The sequence below is a fragment of the Paludibacter sp. 221 genome, assembly GCF_010501035.1.
Taxonomy (GTDB): Bacteria; Bacteroidota; Bacteroidia; order Bacteroidales; family Paludibacteraceae; genus QVMH01.
Map to the genome: position 1 here is coordinate 1 of NZ_QVMH01000055.1, position 17125 is coordinate 17125.

Sequence of the window (17125 nt, forward strand, 5' to 3'; positions counted from 1 at the left end):
GAGCTAAAGAAAAAAATAGGCTAGAAAAACAAAAAGAGCATGAGCCTGTTATCTGCTCATGCTATTTTGAAACTATTTACTGAATAGCCCTATATACTCAGGGGTAAATTAATTACATTAAGTTAAACATATTCTGTTTCTTCTTTGTTATCTTAATATAATTTTAAACAACTAAAACTATGAACCGCAAATTGAACAATTTTATTTTGATAACATTAGGTAAAAAAAACGTTAATGCAAACGACTTCGGCTTGCTTATTTTTCGTTTAGCTGTTGGTATCTTGATGCTTACACACGGATTGCAAAAGATAGCTAATTATGAAACGTTGAAACTGGCTTTTCCCGACCCTATCGGGTTAGGTTCTTCTTTTTCGCTTACTCTTATTATCCTTGCCGAATTTGGGTGTTCCATTTTGATTATATTAGGATTATTTACCCGTTTAGCCACAATCCCTTTGATGTTCGGAATGATAGTTGCCGGATTTGTAGTGCACGGAGGCGACCCTTTTGCAGTAAAAGAACTTTCAGTACTTTATCTTTTAATGTATGTTGTATTAATACTCACAGGAGCAGGAAAATACTCCGTCGATCATTATCTACAACGTTGGTGGATGAAAAAAAGCAAATTTGCATAAAAAATCTACTCACTTTATAGTTTTCGGGTTACAGCATGAGTTGGTACACTCTCATGCTTGTACCTGTTTACCGAAGTAACTACAAATGTGTAGTTACCACTTAAATCCCATCCCGAAACATCTTTCAGGTTTAGATAATTATTTTTTGTCTGTAACAGTATATTTGCCGGATTGTCCAAATCACCAATATGCTTCCCTTTGAATGCATATACCATGTAACACATTACTTCGTCCCCACCCTTTTCGTCTATTTTATCCCAAACGATGAAAGTATTGTCACCATCTTTCAATATATTTATATTCTGTGGTTGCATAGCAGGCTTTCCTTGAATATTACGGTTGACAGGACAAAGTGCCGGATACTTGTAATAATTATTTTGCAAACTGTCGTTCAGTCCCATTTTATTACTAAGAAAGTTGCTTGCATTGTAAAAAGCTGCGCCATCTACTTCGGCGTTTTTCCTGTTTAGCTTTATTTGCCGGATTAGCTCGTTCCCATTACTCCAAGCAGCCGGGTGCGATGCATCTCCCGATTTATATGCGGCCAGTCCTATATATAAGTTTTTTCTGTACGAATTGCGGCTCCACCATTTCAGCAATATGTCATAATTAGCGTCAGAACGTCCTATTTCCCAGTAAAGCTGTGGCATTACATAGTCGATATAGCCTTCGCGAAGCCATTTTAAAATATCGGCGTACAAGTCGTCATAATTTTGTATACCGGCCTTTGTGGCTGAGCCACGACGGTCGCTGGTGCTGTTGCGCCATACACCAAAAGGGCTTACTCCAAACTCCACCCAGGGCTTTACCGACTTTATGGTGTATTGCAGCTCGGAAATAATCATATCTACATTGTTTCTCCTCCAATCAGCTTTTTGTCCGGGCTTAAAACCACGCGAGTTATTTTCGAATGTTTTCTGGTCGGGAAAATCTTCCCCGTTTATTTTGTATGGGTAAAAATAGTCATCAAAATGGATTGCATCCATATCATACCGCTCTACAATATCTTTTACCACCAGGTTAAGATATTCTCTTGTAGCATCCAACCCGGGGTCGAAATAATAGCAATTACCATATTTTACGAATAAATCATTATTCTTAAAAAACAAATGGTCTTTATGTAGCAATTCGCAATTATCATTGTTTGTCACGCGGTACGGATTCAGCCACACGTGTACTTCCATAAAACGCTTATGTGCCTCTTGAATAAGAAATTCCAAAGGGTCATAATAAGGAGAAGGACGAACACCCTGCTTACCTGTAAGCCAATGCGACCAAGGCTCATACTTAGAGAAATAAAGTGCATCGGCAGTAGGGCGTACCTGAAAAATAACCGCATTGATATTGTTTTGCTTGAATTTGTCAAGCATGGCTATCATTTCCTGTTTCTGCTCGTCGGTACTGAGCCACTGGCGGCTGGGCCAGTCGATATTATTTACCGTAGCAATCCATACGCCCCGCAACTCCCGCTTGGGATGTTGTGCATATATACTTGTAATGGAAATGAGCAAAAATAAAAATGTGAGCCTTTTATGCATACTTTTATAGATATGAAAAACAAAACAATGTTCCGTTAGCTTAACAAATATCTTTTATCAAAATCTTATCTGCTTCGGACTTATTATGTTCGCGCAGATACAATGTTTTTTCCCAGAATTTTTCCATTGCCGGATTATCATTTTTCAAGAACAACTCTGAGCCATGAGTCTCCAGTCGGTCGAACAAGAAACCTGCTGTTAACTGATTTATGTCAATAGCGGGTTGGTAACTTTTACTTTTGTTCGATTCATTGTAAACCTCAATCAGAACAGACGCTTCCACCAGTTTGGATATTAGTTGGTTTACTAAGCGGATGGGAAGGTTATTACGTGTTGATATTTCTTCCGATGTTAACGGGGGCTTTTTAAACTCGAATTGCTTAACAATCAAATAAGTTATATAAAGCAGTAGAAAATTACGATAGCGGATGCTAATTGTTTTGGTATCAGTTTCGTATTCAAAATTATGAATATTCTGGGCTGCATAAGATAGCTCTGCTCCAAATAAAATGATAAGACACGATATTCTTATCCATAACAGCAACAACGGAATGGCAGCAAATCCCCCATATACGGCATTGTAACGGGATAAATTTATCTGCCCGCTGATGTATAGCATCTGGAACAACTGGAAAACCGTACCCGCAATAATACCTGCAACCAAAGCATTTCCAAATTTAACACGAGTATTGGGTATAGCCATGTACAAGATGGTAAATACGAGCCAGTTTATAAAAAACGGGGATATTTTGACCAAAATACGTACAAGCGGGCTTATTATATCGTACAAGAACGAGTTGGAGATAGTTGAATTTATATAAATAGAAAGTCCGCTCGAAGCAACAATAAGGATAGGAATAAGAAGTATGATTGAAAAATAAGTGGTAAACTGGCGGATGATAGAACGTGATTTTTTTACCTGCCAGATGTCGTTAAAAGCGTTCTCGGCCTGACGAAAGAAATTTACAACCGACCACAACAATATAATGATACCAATTCCGATAAAGATACCTCCTTTGGCTGTATCCAGATAACGCTCAACAAAATCCATTACCATGGGAGTCATATTCATTTTATCAATATAGCTCCCCTGAAGCAATCCTTCAACCATCCCCTCGATACCAAAACCTCGGGCTATGGATATAAACAGTGCGATAATAGGTACTATTGCAAACAGGATGGAATATGTAAGTGCCGATGCTTTTATATTCAAATCGTCGGATATGAAGCCTCTTATAGCAAGAACGAGCGTCTTAATACTGTTGTATAAAACTTTTTTTGAGCGCGATAGCTCGTTACCCGTTATCCTCCATATATCGTGCCGTATGAAATTATAAACACGAATAAAAAAATCAGAGATATTCGACATGATTAAGCAGTTAGTTGTTTTAAAAAAGTAGCGGATCTGTAAGCCGGGTTCTGTACTTTGTTTTCACAAAGCGTCTGTCATTTATCTGGGATGAGTGTCGCCACCCACCTCAAGCAATCTACCCCCCGGCATCGGACGAGCCATCCTACATGCGCCGGTATACATGATCTTGCAACCCATAAGGCGTACGGCTCCTGATGTTGCCATCAGGACCGGTGAGCTCTTACCTCACCTTTTCACCCTTACTCCGGCCAAAAAACCGGAGCGGTTATTTTCTGTTACACTACTCTGCCTTCACAAACAGCTTCCCGTTAGGAAGTATGGTGCTCTGTGTTGCCCGGACTTTCCTCCTCTTTAAAAATAAAGAAGCGACAGACCGATCCGCTACTAATATGCAAAGATACAGATATTTTTCGGGTTGTTCAATGTAAGGAATTAACGTTTTTCGAGACAGAGGTAAAATCTAACAATTTTCAAAATCAATCTCCAGTTGCAAACCTTCTTTCCATTCGTCCGAATCGGGCTTTTTTACACTGATACCCAACAAACGTACCGTTGGCGATATATCTACATTATGTAATAACTCTCTGCCTGTATCAAATAACACTTCCTGCTTGTCAATTGTTTTAGATAAAGTTTTACTACGGCTGATAACCTTGAAATCAGCATACTTTATTTTTATGGTAACAGTACGACCGGTAAATGAGTTTTTACTCACTTTATTAAACACATCTTCTGACAATTCTTTTAAAATGCCTTCAAGCTCACCGTAGGTGCCAATATCAGTAGCAAATGTATTTTCCGCCCCAATTGATTTCCTTATACGGTTAGGCTCAACAGCTCGCTCGTCGATAGCTCGCACATTCAGATAATAAACGTGTCCTGCCTTGCCAAAAGCATTTACAAGTTCCGCTTCGCTCTTTGTGCGAAGGTCGGCCCCGGTATTTACACCCATGCGGTGCATTTTTTCGGCAGTTACCTTACCTACACCAAAGAACCGTTCGATAGGGAGTTTTGCGAGGAAATCTTCCGCATCGCGTGGACGGATAACATATAATCCATCAGGTTTATTCTGATCGGATGCTATCTTTGCAAGAAATTTATTGAATGAAACTCCGGCCGATGCAGTAAGTGAGGTTTCTTGATAAATACGCTCTTTTATTTCCTGCGCTATCTGCGTAGCCGAAGCTATTTGCTTGTGATTATTTGTCACATCCAAAAAAGCCTCATCTAATGACAACGGCTCTACTAAATCGGTGTAATCGAAAAAGATATCCCTTATTTGCCTCGAAACTTCTTTGTACACACCAAATCGAGCCGGCAAAAAGATAAGATGAGGACATTTTCTTTTAGCTGTTTTAGATGCCATTGCCGAGTGAACACCATATTTACGTGCCTCGTAGCTTGCAGCAGCCACTACGCCCCTATCGCCCGAATAGCCTACAGCCAGTGGTTTACCCTTATATTGAGGGTAATCACGTTGTTCAATAGATGCGTAAAAAGCATCCATATCAATATGTATTATTTTACGGGATTCCAAAAAAGAATGTTTTATTTGTTTGCCTAAAATCTAAATCCTTACTATAAAGAAAAACAAATTTCATGCAAAAAACAAGGAGGGTGTTAGAAAAGTATTGAATTTTCACTTTGACATTTAAAAGTCCCATCGGGATGACAGCTTGGTAATGACTGTTTTTAGCCTTCTACCCGCGTGCCGTAGGTATATGCTACTTGCTGCGAAAGTTTCGTGCCTACGGCACGAATGTTGCCCATTATTGCGTATTGTTACCAAACTTTTGCTCCTCCGGAGCAACCGGATATTACTCTTCAATTGGCAAAAACAAAAAGCTATTTTAACGCATCAGCGTTAATTAATGAATATGAATAAAATCGAGTCTATTTTGCTCTTTAAATCCGGTAATACAATATCAGTTTATCCTGCTCTGAAAGATAAGAACAGCGATATAGCAGCATAAATTAGCAGGAAAACAACCCACGAATTAGAGCCAGTAAACATTAAGTAAGCCGAAAGAATCAGAAGCAAACTGGAAATAAATCCGATACGTGATAACCTGCGGGAGCGAAAATCGTCTTCTTTTTGTGCAAACGAGTTCATCACATGGCAATATACCAATAACAAACCACCTCCGGAAAAAACAAAAGGAGCATATACATAATTGATTATTTGCAATATAGCACCAATGATAGTAAGAATGCCGCCTATAATGAAAATAACTTGGGTGATATTGTTTTTTTGTGCCATAAAACTGTACTGTTTGCCGAGAAAGATGTTAACGGATTTTATTCTTCGATTATAAATATATCTTCGTTTTCTTTTTTCATCAAGTATTGTTCCCTTGCAAATTTTTCAAGGTTTTCATCACTCGATTGTAATTCGTCCATTTTCTCCTTGCTTTTTTCTATTTCACCTTTATAATATGATATTTCTTTTTCCAACTGTTTTACATTCCGGTCTATTTTCCAGCGTTTTATCATATTATGGTTGTCGAAAAACATAACAAAAACAACAAATATAACAAGTGCCAACAGGTATTTATTTAATACTATTGGTTTAATCGTAGCCCATATTTTTTTGACAAAAGACATTTTCTCCTTACTTTTAAACGACAAAAATACGTATTTTTTCCGTTATCAACGATTTTTTAAAAATTATTTTTTTGTTGAAAAACTACAAGTAAATTTCATTATATTTGCAATCTTAATATGCATATTTACAACACAACATACAGCAATACATTTGGCATGGTTTTTATACATCAAATAACATTGTTACAGTAAATATACATCTCTTTTAAAAATGGCAATTCATGGATAACTTTATAGTATCAGCACGCAAATACCGTCCTTCTACCTTCAATTCGGTTGTGGGGCAATCTTCATTAACCACAACACTTAAAAATGCGATTACCAATAATCACCTTGCGCATGCTTATTTGTTCTGTGGTCCTCGTGGCGTGGGAAAAACCACTTGTGCCCGCATATTTGCTAAAATTATAAATTGTCAGAATTTAACAAGCGAGTTCGAAGCCTGCAACCAATGTGAATCGTGCGTAGCTTTCAACGAAGGACGCTCGTACAACATACATGAGCTCGACGCTGCATCCAATAACGGTGTAGACGATATTCGTAACTTGATTGACCAGGTACGCATCCCGCCTCAAATCGGCAAATATAGTGTCTATATCATCGATGAGGTTCACATGCTTTCGCAAGGCGCGTTCAATGCTTTTCTGAAAACACTTGAAGAACCGCCGGCACACGCTATTTTCATATTGGCAACAACCGAAAAGCATAAGATTATACCTACTATACTTTCGCGTACGCAGATATACGATTTCAACCGCATCACTATAGCCGACACGGTAGACCATCTGAAATATGTAGCAAGCCAAGAAGGTGTTGACGCTGACGAGAATGCATTGACTATCATTGCACAGAAAAGCGACGGTGGAATGCGCGATGCGCTTTCAATATTCGACCAGATTGTAAGTTTCAGCGGTAATAAAATTACTTATCAGGATGTTATTACCAACCTGAATGTGCTTGATTATGAGTATTATTTTCAACTGGTAGATGCTTTCCTGAAAAACGAAGTAAGTAAAGCTTTGCTGATATTCAACGAGATTTTGGATAAAGGTTTCGACGCTCACCATTTTATCGGAGGGCTAAGCACACACCTACGTGATGTGTTGGTATGTAAAGACCCTCAAACCATATCGCTGCTCGAAGTAGGCGCAGATATTCGCGAACGTTACAAAAAACAAGCTCAGGATTGCCCTACAGATTTTCTTTTTCAGGCATTGAAAATAACAAATGATTGCGACCTGAATTACCGGATAAGTAAGAATAAACGCTTGTTAGTAGAGTTAGCTCTGATTCGTTTAAGCCAGTTGACGAACGAAAAAAAAAAACAACTGAGTGAGGAAAACCCTATTCCACTGCAAAAAATAGCGGTGGAAGCATCTTCTACTGACACACCAAAAACGACAATCCGGCCCGAACAAAAACAAGAGGAAAAGACAGTACAAGCACCTGTTTCAATGCCTAATAATACTGTTATTCCCCGTGTAGAAAGTGTACCAAAACAGGAGAAATCCGCTCCAAAAGCACAACAACTCCCTCCGAGTATCTCAATTACGGCTAAAGTAGTTGCAGCCCCTCAGGAGACGTACGCCAAAGCTGAGGCTACTGAAACACTAAACAACGATTTTACTGACGAAGATTTAACCAAAGTATGGCTAAGTTTTGCAGATACTATTCCTGACGAAAAACGCCTTATAAGCTATATCAACAGTAATTTACCCAAAAGAATACCCGACACTCCTACTTTCGAAGTGTGGATTTCAAATTCGATGCAGGAAAAAGAAGTAAACGGATTTAAGAGAGATATTCTTAACTACTTACGTTCAAATCTTAAAAATTCGTACATTGATATGATTATTAATATGAACGAAACAATAGAATCGTATAAAATCCTGTCACCCGAAGATAAATATAAACAGATGGCGGCTCAAAATCCCGCTCTGATAAAACTCAGAACAGGCCTTAATTTTGAGATAGACTGATAAAACCATTACAACTAATTAGTTACAAGTCTTATTCCGATAGCTTTTTTCGCTAAAAACCAATGATTGACAATTCATTATTCCATAATAAAAAAGTTCACTACCATACCCTTGGTTGTAAATTGAATTTTGCCGAAACATCGTCCATAGGTAAAATGCTTAGCAACGAAGGCTTTGTAAAGGCGCGTGCAGGCGAACAGGCAGACGTCTGTATTGTCAACACTTGCTCGGTAACAGATACGGCCGACCATAAATGCCGACAAGCAATAAACAGGCTGAACCGTCAGCACCCGAATGCGGTAATAATAGTGACAGGCTGCTATGCCCAGCTTAAACCGGACGAAGTAGCTGCTATCGAAGGGGTGGATTTGGTATTGGGAATGAACGAAAAATTCGATATACTTGAGTATTTACAAAAAAGAGAGGAAAATTCTTCCGACGAAATATTTCATTCCGACATTCTGAAAACAAAAAAATTTCGTCCTGCATGCTCGCGCGACGGACGCACACGCTTTTTTCTGAAAGTGCAGGATGGATGCGACTATTATTGCACATACTGTACCATCCCCTTTGCACGAGGACACAGCCGTAACGCCTCTATCGTAGAAACTGTAGAAGCTGCAAAAGAAGCAATAGCCGAAGGTGCAAAAGAAATTGTGCTTTCGGGCGTAAATACGGGCGATTTCGGAAAAACGACCTCCGAAAAGTTTATCGACCTTGTAAAAGCATTGGATGCCTTACCGCAAGATATACGTTTTCGGATTTCATCTATTGAGCCTAACCTCCTTACGGACGAACTCATTGAATATTTAGCTCACAGCCGCCATTTTATGCCGCATTTCCACATACCCTTACAGACAGGCAGTAATGCTGTGCTAAAATTGATGAAGCGTAGGTATACTACAGAGTTTTTTGCAGAGAAAATACAGACAATACACAAGTTCATTCCCGATGCTTTTATCGGAGTTGATGTAATTGTAGGTGTCAGAGGCGAAACGGAGAAATATTTTCAGGAGGCTGTAAACTTTATAGAGTCTTTGGATATTTCTCAACTTCACGTTTTTAGCTATTCCGAACGCGCAGGTACAAAGATGCTGGAAATAGAGCCGGTTGTTTCGCCTGCCGAACGGAAACGAAGAAGCGAAGTATTACATGAAATTTCGGCGAAGAAAACAAGGCTTTTTTATGAAAAGCAAATCGGGAAAACCGATTATGTACTTTGGGAAAGCCGGAAAAACGATGATAACATGGTAGGCTTTACTGAAAATTATATCCGGGTAGAGCATCCTTACATCAAAGAGCATATAAACACAATACAAAAAGTAAAACTTGCTGATTGGAACGAAGATAAATCGGCAATAACAGTCATATATTAAATACTTAATAATATAACTATGCTTGCAAAACGTATTATTCCCTGCTTGGATATAAAAAACGGGAAAACCGTAAAAGGGATAAATTTTGAGAATATAACCGATGTAGGCGACCCGGTAGAGCTTGGCTCATTATATGCACAGATGGGAGCCGACGAACTGGTATTTTTGGATATCACAGCAACCAACGAAAAGCGTAAAACATTTTCTGAGTTAGTTACACGCATTGCCAAGCACATCAACATACCCTTTACTGTAGGTGGTGGAATTTCTACGGTCGAAGATGTATCTGTACTACTTGATTGCGGTGCCGACAAGATATCTGTAAATACTTCTGCCGTTCGTAATCCGCAATTAATATATGATTTGGCAAATAATTTCGGAAGTCAATGTGTGGTTTTGGCTATTGATACCAAGTTCATTGATGGCGAATGGTACGTTTTCTTGAATGGCGGGCGAATCCCCACAGACATTAAAACCGTTGAATGGGCAAAACAGGCCGTAGAACTTGGAGCAGGTGAGATTCTCCTCACATCAATGAATAACGACGGTACGAAAGATGGTTTTGCACTGGATATCACCCGTGCGGTGTCCGAATCGGTAAACGTACCCGTTATTGCAAGCGGAGGAGCCGGAACAATGGAGCATTTTATTGATGTATTTAAAGAAGGAAAAGCCGATGCTGCTTTAGCTGCAAGTATTTTTCATTACAAAGAAATCGGTATTCCCGAACTAAAGCGTTTTCTTAAAGAGAGAGGAATCGAGGTCAGAATTTAGGAGTGTGAAGTGTTTCAAATACATATTGTTCTTTTGTATCGGCTTGTTATTGCAATCGTGTAGTAATCAGTTGGAAGAATCGCCCTACCCTCCGCTCAACTGGAGCAAAAAAGCAGCTTTCCCCGATGGCGGACGTTCATCGTCGACCGTAGTAAGTGTTGGAGAAAAAGCATACGTGCTATTTGGACGAAATTCATCGGGAACTTATAAAAATGATTGTTGGCAATACGATTCCCAGCAAAACTCATGGACAAAAAAAAGCTCATGTCCGGGATTCCCGCGTGTAAAGCCTGTTAGCTTTGAGCTTAATGGTAAAATATACACCGGATTGGGGTACTATCCCTTAGCAGTTTCGTCTTCTATGTACCTATACAACGATTCGTTGTATTTGAAAGATTTTTGGATGTATGACCCCTCAACCGATATATGGGAACGGAAAGTTGATATTCCCCTAAAAGGTACAGATGCCTGTTCCGGTTTTATATATGATGGCGAAATCTATGTAGGGATGGGATTTCATGGGCTTAGTTTCGGGCATGAGTGGTGCAAGTACACTCCGGAAACAAATGAATGGACTGTATTAAATAATTTTCCAGGAGTTGCAAGATTTGGTGGAGTTGCCTGTTCAAATGGAGAAAACGTTTTTTTCGGCACTGGATATTGTACCGAAAACATAAGCGACTGGTGGATATATTATCCTGAAGCAGACACATGGAAAGAACAAAAAAACATGCCTGATAAAGGACGAATAAATCCGGTTGCCCTGAGTGTAAAAAAGCGTATATTCGTTTCTACCGGACGTTTTTTTCGGGGCACTTTAACGGGGGGGCATTTGAAGAATGATATTATTGAATACGATATAGAAAAAAACATTTGGTACAATCAGGGAAGAATTCCTGCTCCGGAACGTGAAAATGCTATCGCTTTTACCATTGGTAATAAAGGATATATCGGACTGGGTGAGAATGACAAAAAACTGCTTGATGACTTACTGTGTTTTGAGCCCTGATTTTTAATGCTCTAATTTTTTAAAACGAGACTGTCTCTAAAATGCCACTTATCGCACGAAAAATAATACTCTTAATTATACTGTTCACTTCGGTATTTTCCATTTCCGCACAAGATAGTATATATTATCGTGTAGGTATTTCGGGAGTGGCATCCACAGGCGAGGTTGCACCTTTTTGGCTATATTCCAATCGCTATGGAATTTATTCTTCTTCACCATTTTCTTCTGTACTTTCTGCTGAGATAGGAAAAGACTTTCGTCACTCAGGTTGGTTCGATTATGGATTTAAGATTAATGTCCAACAACGTTTTGACAAATACGGAAGCGGAACTTACTTGCAGGAATATTATGGAAAAATAAGGGCATGGGGATTTCTTGATTTGGTTGTAGGCGCACGTGAGGAAAACCTCGGCTGTCAGGATTCTATCCTGTCAAGCGGTGGGCTTCTGTTTTCGAACAACTCACGCCCGATGCCAAAAATCACAGCCGGAATAGAACAATATACAGGAATTCCTTTTACACGAAATTACATCCAGATAAAGGGTGCTATTGTACATGGGTGGCTAAACGACCCACGATTTGTAGATAATGCCTTTCTGCATCATAAATATGCTTATGTGAAATTAGGGGGCGATTTACCTGTCAACATCCATTACGGGCTGAACCATGCAGTGCAGTGGGGAGGTACACACCCTACACTTGGAAAACTTGCCAACGATATGCAGGATTTTATCCGTATCTTTTTTGGCAAAGAAGGGCAAGATGAAGCAAACCCCAACGACCTGAACAATGCACAAGGCAACCATATTATTTCAAAAAGTTTGCAGTTGGATGTAAAAATATCTGACTTTAAGATAAGTGCTTACTGGCAGAACATATACGAAGATGGTCCTGTGAAACGAATGTACAAATCGATGAATGTACATGATGGTTTGTGGGGAATATCGATCAGAAATAACAAACTTCCGTACGTATCGGGAGTTTTATATGAATATCTGAATACAACCGACCAATCCGGGCCTTATCATGATAAGGATGGTATGGTTTTCGGAGGTAACGACAGCTATTTTAGTAATAGCATTTATCAGTCGGGATGGACTTATTTTTCACGTACTATAGGCACCCCTTTCATTACTCCTCCGGCTAAACGTGAGAATGGCTCATATTACCCCTACAACAACCGTGTAAATGTTCATCACGTGGGTATAAACGGCGATATATTCGGTTATCGTTATCGTTTTTTTACATCGGTAAGCAAAAGTTACGGCACCTACAGCAGTGTTTTTGGCGAAACAATGAAATGCACCTCTATCTTGCTCGAAGTGAATAAAGTGTTTCCTAAGCTCTGTAATATAGAAGCAGCTTGCTCATTAGCTGCCGATTTTGGAAAAACACCTGTAGTAGAAAGAAATGCGGTAGTTAACGGCGGCAATTCATTCGGACTATGTGTTTCTATTCGGAAACAAGGTAATTTGTTTCGTTTCAAATAACTATTTAAGCAAAAAAAGGATATGTCTTAAAAAGCATATAGCTGTAAACATTTGTTTATCAATACAAAAAACTTTATTTTCGGAAACAAACCTTAGTAACATTGATACCTCTAAAACTCAACCTTATTAGCTTATTTATCAGATAGTTTAATAAGCTAATAAGGTAGATATAGTCGATTTATCCTTATTACTAAGGTTTGTTTCTGAAAATAAGGTTTTTGCGTTGATATTCAAACGATTACATCAGTATACTTTTTAAAACACATACAACTAAAAAAAATCAGGTAAAGTAATAAAATGGAAAGCCGAAAATATCAATTAACTGATTTTCTTCCTACTACAAAAAAGGAGTTGGAACTGCGTGGTTGGGACGAGGTAGATGTTGTCCTGTTTACCGGCGATGCCTATGTTGACCATCCATCTTTTGCCAACGCTGTTATCGGGCGTACGCTGGAAGCCGAAGGATTACGAGTAGCCATTGTACCGCAACCCAACTGGCAGGACGATTTGCGCGACTTTAAGAAAATGGGGCGTCCGCGCTTGTTTTTTGCAGTGTCGGCAGGCAATATGGATTCGATGGTAAACCACTATACTGCTAATAAACGCCTGCGTTCTGACGATGCTTACTCGCCCGATGGAAGGGCAAAAATGCGTCCCGATTACACCACTATAACCTATTGCAATATATTAAAAAGGCTCTATCCTGATGTCCCGCTGGTTATTGGTGGAATAGAAGCCTCGCTTCGCCGTGTTACTCACTACGACTATTGGTCGGATAAACTTATGCCAAGCATACTTATTGACTCAAAAGCCGATTTACTCATTTACGGAATGGGTGAGAAACCGCTCAAAGAACTGGTGAAAAATCTACGGGAAGGACAGAAACTCTCCGATTTGGACGATATTCCTCAAACAGTTTTTTTATCTGCTAAAACGCCGCCGCAGAGTATTTGGAACGACATAACCTTAGTTCCGCACGAAGTATGCTTGAAGGATAAGAAAAAATATGCCTCTAATTTCAAGTTTATAGAAGAGGAATCCAACAAATACAACGCTGCACGTTTAATACAAAAAACAGGCGACAAGTGGGTAGTGGTAAATCCTCCATTCCACCCGCTTACTGAGCAAGAAATGGATGCTTCGTTTGCCTTACCTTATACACGAATGCCCCACCCTAAATACAGAGGTAAAACAATCCCCGCCTACGAGATGATAAAATTCTCTGTCAATCTGCATCGAGGCTGTTTCGGGGGGTGCGCATTTTGTACTATATCGGCACATCAGGGCAAATTCATAGCATCACGTTCCAAACAGTCCATTGTGGACGAAGTAAAGAAAATTACCCAAATGGACGATTTCAAGGGGTATCTGAGCGATTTGGGAGGCCCATCGGCTAATATGTATGCCATGCAGGGAAAAGACCTGAAAATCTGCGAAAAATGTAAGAAACCGTCTTGCATTTTCCCCGTCGTTTGTAATAATCTGAATGCAAATCATGCTCCTTTATTGGAGGTTTACCGTGCTGTGGATAAAATTCCCGAAGTAAAAAAATCGTTCATTGGAAGCGGAGTAAGATACGACATGTTATTGCATGAGAGTAAAGACACCGGAATCAACAAAAGTAATGTTGAATACACCAAAGAATTGATTACAAAGCACGTATCAGGCAGATTGAAAGTTGCTCCCGAACATACGTCTACTCATGTACTAAACCTGATGCGTAAGCCATCGTTCGGCTGTTTTGGAAAGTTCAAAGCACAGTTTGACAGAATCAATGCTGAAAGTGGGCTTAATCAGCAGTTAATACCGTACTTTATATCAAGCCATCCGGGTTGCAGTGACGAGGATATGGCCGAACTGGCAGTACAAACCAAGAAAATGAACTTCCATCTGGAACAAGTGCAGGACTTCACTCCCACCCCCATGACGCTGGCCACCGAGATATATTATTCGGGCTATCACCCTTATACCTTAGAGCCTGTGTATACCGCTAAAACTAAAGAACAAAAGCTAAACCAACGGAAATTTTTCTTTTGGTACAAAAGCGAGTACCGTAAAGAAATCATCCGCGACCTGCAACGGATGAAACGTTCTGATTTACAGAAAAAACTATTTGAAAAGAATTAAAAATTTTATCCGAACACAAGCTACACAGAATCTTTTTATATAATTATCTGCATAATTTGCGTTCGGATATTAAAAACATCTTACAACTCCGCTATACACCGTACACTGAAGCCGTGCGAACGGCTGTGCAGGTACGCAGGGTACACGCTACTACCATTGAAGTACAGGGTGAGCGAGTAATCACTGCTAAGGCTACCACTCCAATAGAGGCCGTTAGAACCTACGTTGTAGAGCTCGCCATTACCGTTGTGGCGGTTGCCGGCGGCGGGCAAAAATAAAGTAGTAGTCTCGCCGTCAGGCTTGATCTCGTAACCATTAGTACCACCAGTAGAATACCACTCCCAAGTATTAGCTACAGCAGTAGCTTTAGCACCGGGAGCTGAACCGCCACGGAAGATATCACTCCATTCACCCTGAGCAGGAATGCGCCAATCGGCAGGACATGGGTCGTAAGTACCATTTTTTTGATTACGCCAGTTAATGTCGGCTGTAGGAGCACTAGTCCAATTGTAAGGGTAAGCAGTAATTTTAAGGAACGTATTCGTTCCTGCTGTCAGACCACCAACCGGAGCAGTTGTAGTTGAAGTTACGCTTGTACGCTTTTCGTGACCATCAGTAGTACGACCCCATTGATAAAGGTCGCCGTAAACAGCGGAGTTACGATCTGCTGGACTAGCTGTAGTACCACCATAGGTATATACGGGACTGGAAGTTGATTTTTGAGCTGCAATAGTTGTAACAGTAGCACCCAAATTGTAGCACATAAACGTACTCCAACCTCCTGCTACAGTTTTTGCACCACAACCTACAGCTACTTCGGCTATATCGCTGTTTATGCTGTTGCCGTTAGCATCGGTAACTTGACAATAATAACGACGCATGCCCAAAGCAGATAAGTCAGGAGTAAAGGCTGCTGCTGTTTCACCGGTTATAGGAGCAGGAACTGCATTGGTATTAGCTGTTAGTTCGTACCATTGGTAAGCAAGAGGAGCTATACCGGTAGCTGCTACGCTTATGGTAGCGGCGTCAGTACCAATACCCAACAAAGTACCGGCACCTTCTGTTTCTTTCCAGTTGAAAGCACGAGGCTGTGTAGTGATTTGTGGAGCCGAATCACCTGTACAATGCGATACCCATGCAGTACCGTTCCACACATCGAAACAATCAGTAGTAGTGTTGTAAATAGTNCCTGTACAATGCGATACCCATGCAGTACCGTTCCATACGTCGAAACAATCAGTAGTAGTGTTGTAAATAGTCAAGCCCTTAGCTACTTCTTTTTCGGCTACAGTTTTGCTGCTCAAAAGCGCGTCACGCTCAGTAGTTGTCAGTTTTGGCAACTGAATCCCACCCTTTACCGTTGCTGTATTCAGCTCCAACAGCGAGTAAGATTGAGGCTCTTGGTCGGCTCCAATAGTTACCTGAGCATTTGCATTAAAAATAAAAAACGAAAATTGAAAAAGACAGAACAAAACTAAAGTCTGTCGTAAAAATTGTTTTCTGTTCATGATGATAATTATTAATTGTTAGTTATTACTTTTTAAACACGGAGGCACTAAGACACGGTGCTTCGGTTTATTCAATCTTTTATCTTGATTCTTGGCTCTTGATTCTTTAATCTATTTATGTCCGCTTTACGGGTAGATTATGTTTGCTTTATTCTCTCCCTCTCTTTGCAACGAGAGGGTTGTTGTTTTACGTTTAAAACGTAATCCCCATTTAACCCCTCGTTACAAACGAGGGGGAGTAATATGGTTTGTATCAATATCCTTTTGCAGTTTAAAACTGCACTTATCTTCGGCACAAGTTACGCTACGCTAAACTTGCGCCAGTCAGGGGCGGATTTAAAATCCGTTATTAGCATATCATCGGATTGCCGCTCGAACTTATTCGCACCGCAAAGCGGATTGTTCCATTGGCTTGCCAAGAAATCCGATGCGACAAACATCTTTTCCTTTTATCCGTAAAGCGAACTCAAAGCCGCTATACGGATGAAGAATAAATATCCCACAAAACCACACAAAGAAAAACACAGAGCAACGCCAGAAGTGAATAACACTCTGCGAAACTCCGTGAATAACTCTGTGTGGCTCTGTGAAACACACAACAACATTCATGTGATATGAATAAAAAACAAGGGAATATAAACAACGGTAGGGGCGAAAAATTTTTCGCCCTATAATAGTTGGATATAAAAGAACAAAGGAGTAAGGGAATAAAA

General features: G+C 39.9%; 14 protein-coding genes and 1 other RNA gene. 7 read left to right on the forward strand and 8 right to left on the reverse strand.

Annotation, left to right across the window (positions count from 1 at the left end):
* The first annotated feature begins 179 nt into the window (after window positions 1-179).
* A complete protein-coding gene (locus tag D0T49_RS11165) occupies window positions 180-635 on the forward strand; it encodes a DoxX family protein (RefSeq protein WP_163631416.1) in 456 nt (151 codons plus the stop codon).
* Between the two features lie 14 nt (window positions 636-649).
* Here D0T49_RS11165 and D0T49_RS11170 read toward each other — a convergent pair whose 3' ends face one another.
* The 6 genes from D0T49_RS11170 to D0T49_RS11195 all read right to left on the reverse strand — a co-directional run bounded on the left by D0T49_RS11170 (window position 650) and on the right by D0T49_RS11195 (window position 6149).
* A complete protein-coding gene (locus D0T49_RS11170) occupies window positions 650-2173 on the reverse strand; it encodes a glycoside hydrolase family 10 protein (RefSeq protein WP_163631418.1) in 1524 nt (507 codons plus the stop codon).
* A gap of 40 nt (window positions 2174-2213) precedes the next feature.
* Window positions 2214-3542: a YihY/virulence factor BrkB family protein gene (locus D0T49_RS11175; protein WP_163631420.1), complete on the reverse strand. Its 1329-nt coding sequence runs from the start codon at window positions 3540-3542 to the stop codon at window positions 2214-2216.
* 23 nt (window positions 3543-3565) lie between these two features.
* Window positions 3566-3930, reverse strand: an RNA gene (rnpB, locus tag D0T49_RS11180) — RNase P RNA component class A.
* Between the two features lie 75 nt (window positions 3931-4005).
* On the reverse strand, window positions 4006-5082 hold the full coding sequence (dinB, locus tag D0T49_RS11185) for a DNA polymerase IV (protein ID WP_163631423.1): 1077 nt from the start codon (window positions 5080-5082) through the stop codon (window positions 4006-4008).
* Between the two features lie 393 nt (window positions 5083-5475).
* Window positions 5476-5805 carry a hypothetical protein gene (locus D0T49_RS11190; RefSeq protein WP_163631425.1) on the reverse strand — a complete coding sequence of 110 codons (330 nt, stop codon included), beginning with the start codon at window positions 5803-5805 and terminating at the stop codon, window positions 5476-5478.
* 38 nt (window positions 5806-5843) lie between these two features.
* The gene (locus D0T49_RS11195; RefSeq protein WP_163631427.1) at window positions 5844-6149 is read right to left on the reverse strand and encodes a septum formation initiator family protein; all 306 of its coding nucleotides are present in this window, start codon (window positions 6147-6149) and stop codon (window positions 5844-5846) included.
* Window positions 6150-6370: 221 nt separating this feature from the next.
* Here D0T49_RS11195 and D0T49_RS11200 point away from each other — a divergent pair, with 221 nt between their 5' ends.
* The 6 genes from D0T49_RS11200 (at window position 6371) to D0T49_RS11225 (ending at window position 14904) form a co-directional block, all read left to right on the forward strand.
* Window positions 6371-8128: a DNA polymerase III subunit gamma/tau gene (locus D0T49_RS11200; protein WP_163631429.1), complete on the forward strand. Its 1758-nt coding sequence runs from the start codon at window positions 6371-6373 to the stop codon at window positions 8126-8128.
* A 62-nt stretch (window positions 8129-8190) separates the two neighbouring features.
* Window positions 8191-9504, forward strand: a complete 1314-nt coding sequence (gene mtaB / locus D0T49_RS11205) for a tRNA (N(6)-L-threonylcarbamoyladenosine(37)-C(2))-methylthiotransferase MtaB (protein WP_163631431.1) — start codon at window positions 8191-8193, stop codon at window positions 9502-9504.
* A gap of 18 nt (window positions 9505-9522) precedes the next feature.
* Window positions 9523-10278: an imidazole glycerol phosphate synthase subunit HisF gene (hisF, locus tag D0T49_RS11210; protein WP_163631433.1), complete on the forward strand. Its 756-nt coding sequence runs from the start codon at window positions 9523-9525 to the stop codon at window positions 10276-10278.
* Between the two features lie 4 nt (window positions 10279-10282).
* Window positions 10283-11287 carry a kelch repeat-containing protein gene (locus D0T49_RS11215; protein ID WP_163631435.1) on the forward strand — a complete coding sequence of 335 codons (1005 nt, stop codon included), beginning with the start codon at window positions 10283-10285 and terminating at the stop codon, window positions 11285-11287.
* A gap of 41 nt (window positions 11288-11328) precedes the next feature.
* Complete coding sequence (locus D0T49_RS11220) at window positions 11329-12777, forward strand: capsule assembly Wzi family protein (protein ID WP_163631437.1); 1449 nt, start codon at window positions 11329-11331, stop codon at window positions 12775-12777.
* Window positions 12778-13074: 297 nt separating this feature from the next.
* Window positions 13075-14904 carry a YgiQ family radical SAM protein gene (locus D0T49_RS11225; RefSeq protein WP_163631439.1) on the forward strand — a complete coding sequence of 610 codons (1830 nt, stop codon included), beginning with the start codon at window positions 13075-13077 and terminating at the stop codon, window positions 14902-14904.
* 80 nt (window positions 14905-14984) lie between these two features.
* On the opposite strand, the gene D0T49_RS11230 is transcribed toward D0T49_RS11225, so the two are convergent.
* Together D0T49_RS11230 and D0T49_RS11235 are read right to left on the reverse strand one after the other, a co-directional pair.
* A complete protein-coding gene (locus tag D0T49_RS11230; RefSeq protein WP_163631441.1) occupies window positions 14985-16412 on the reverse strand; it encodes an FISUMP domain-containing protein in 1428 nt (475 codons plus the stop codon).
* 299 nt (window positions 16413-16711) lie between these two features.
* Window positions 16712-16852: a hypothetical protein gene (locus D0T49_RS11235; RefSeq protein ID WP_163631443.1), complete on the reverse strand. Its 141-nt coding sequence runs from the start codon at window positions 16850-16852 to the stop codon at window positions 16712-16714.
* Between the last annotated feature and the right edge of the window lie 273 nt (window positions 16853-17125).

What these genes read in the sequence shown, in the direction of transcription:
- D0T49_RS11175 (WP_163631420.1), bottom strand. Translation starts at nt 3,542, where the DNA reads ATGTCGAATATCTCTGATTTTTTTATTCGTGTTTATAATTTCATACGG.
- D0T49_RS11165 (WP_163631416.1), top strand. Translation starts at nt 180, where the DNA reads ATGAACCGCAAATTGAACAATTTTATTTTGATAACATTAGGTAAAAAA.
- D0T49_RS11170 (WP_163631418.1), bottom strand. Translation starts at nt 2,173, where the DNA reads ATGCATAAAAGGCTCACATTTTTATTTTTGCTCATTTCCATTACAAGT.
- D0T49_RS11190 (WP_163631425.1), bottom strand. Translation starts at nt 5,805, where the DNA reads ATGGCACAAAAAAACAATATCACCCAAGTTATTTTCATTATAGGCGGC.
- D0T49_RS11235 (WP_163631443.1), bottom strand. Translation starts at nt 16,852, where the DNA reads ATGTTTGTCGCATCGGATTTCTTGGCAAGCCAATGGAACAATCCGCTT.
- mtaB (WP_163631431.1), top strand. Translation starts at nt 8,191, where the DNA reads ATGATTGACAATTCATTATTCCATAATAAAAAAGTTCACTACCATACC.
- D0T49_RS11225 (WP_163631439.1), top strand. Translation starts at nt 13,075, where the DNA reads ATGGAAAGCCGAAAATATCAATTAACTGATTTTCTTCCTACTACAAAA.
- D0T49_RS11200 (WP_163631429.1), top strand. Translation starts at nt 6,371, where the DNA reads ATGGATAACTTTATAGTATCAGCACGCAAATACCGTCCTTCTACCTTC.
- D0T49_RS11220 (WP_163631437.1), top strand. Translation starts at nt 11,329, where the DNA reads ATGCCACTTATCGCACGAAAAATAATACTCTTAATTATACTGTTCACT.
- hisF (WP_163631433.1), top strand. Translation starts at nt 9,523, where the DNA reads ATGCTTGCAAAACGTATTATTCCCTGCTTGGATATAAAAAACGGGAAA.
- D0T49_RS11195 (WP_163631427.1), bottom strand. Translation starts at nt 6,149, where the DNA reads ATGTCTTTTGTCAAAAAAATATGGGCTACGATTAAACCAATAGTATTA.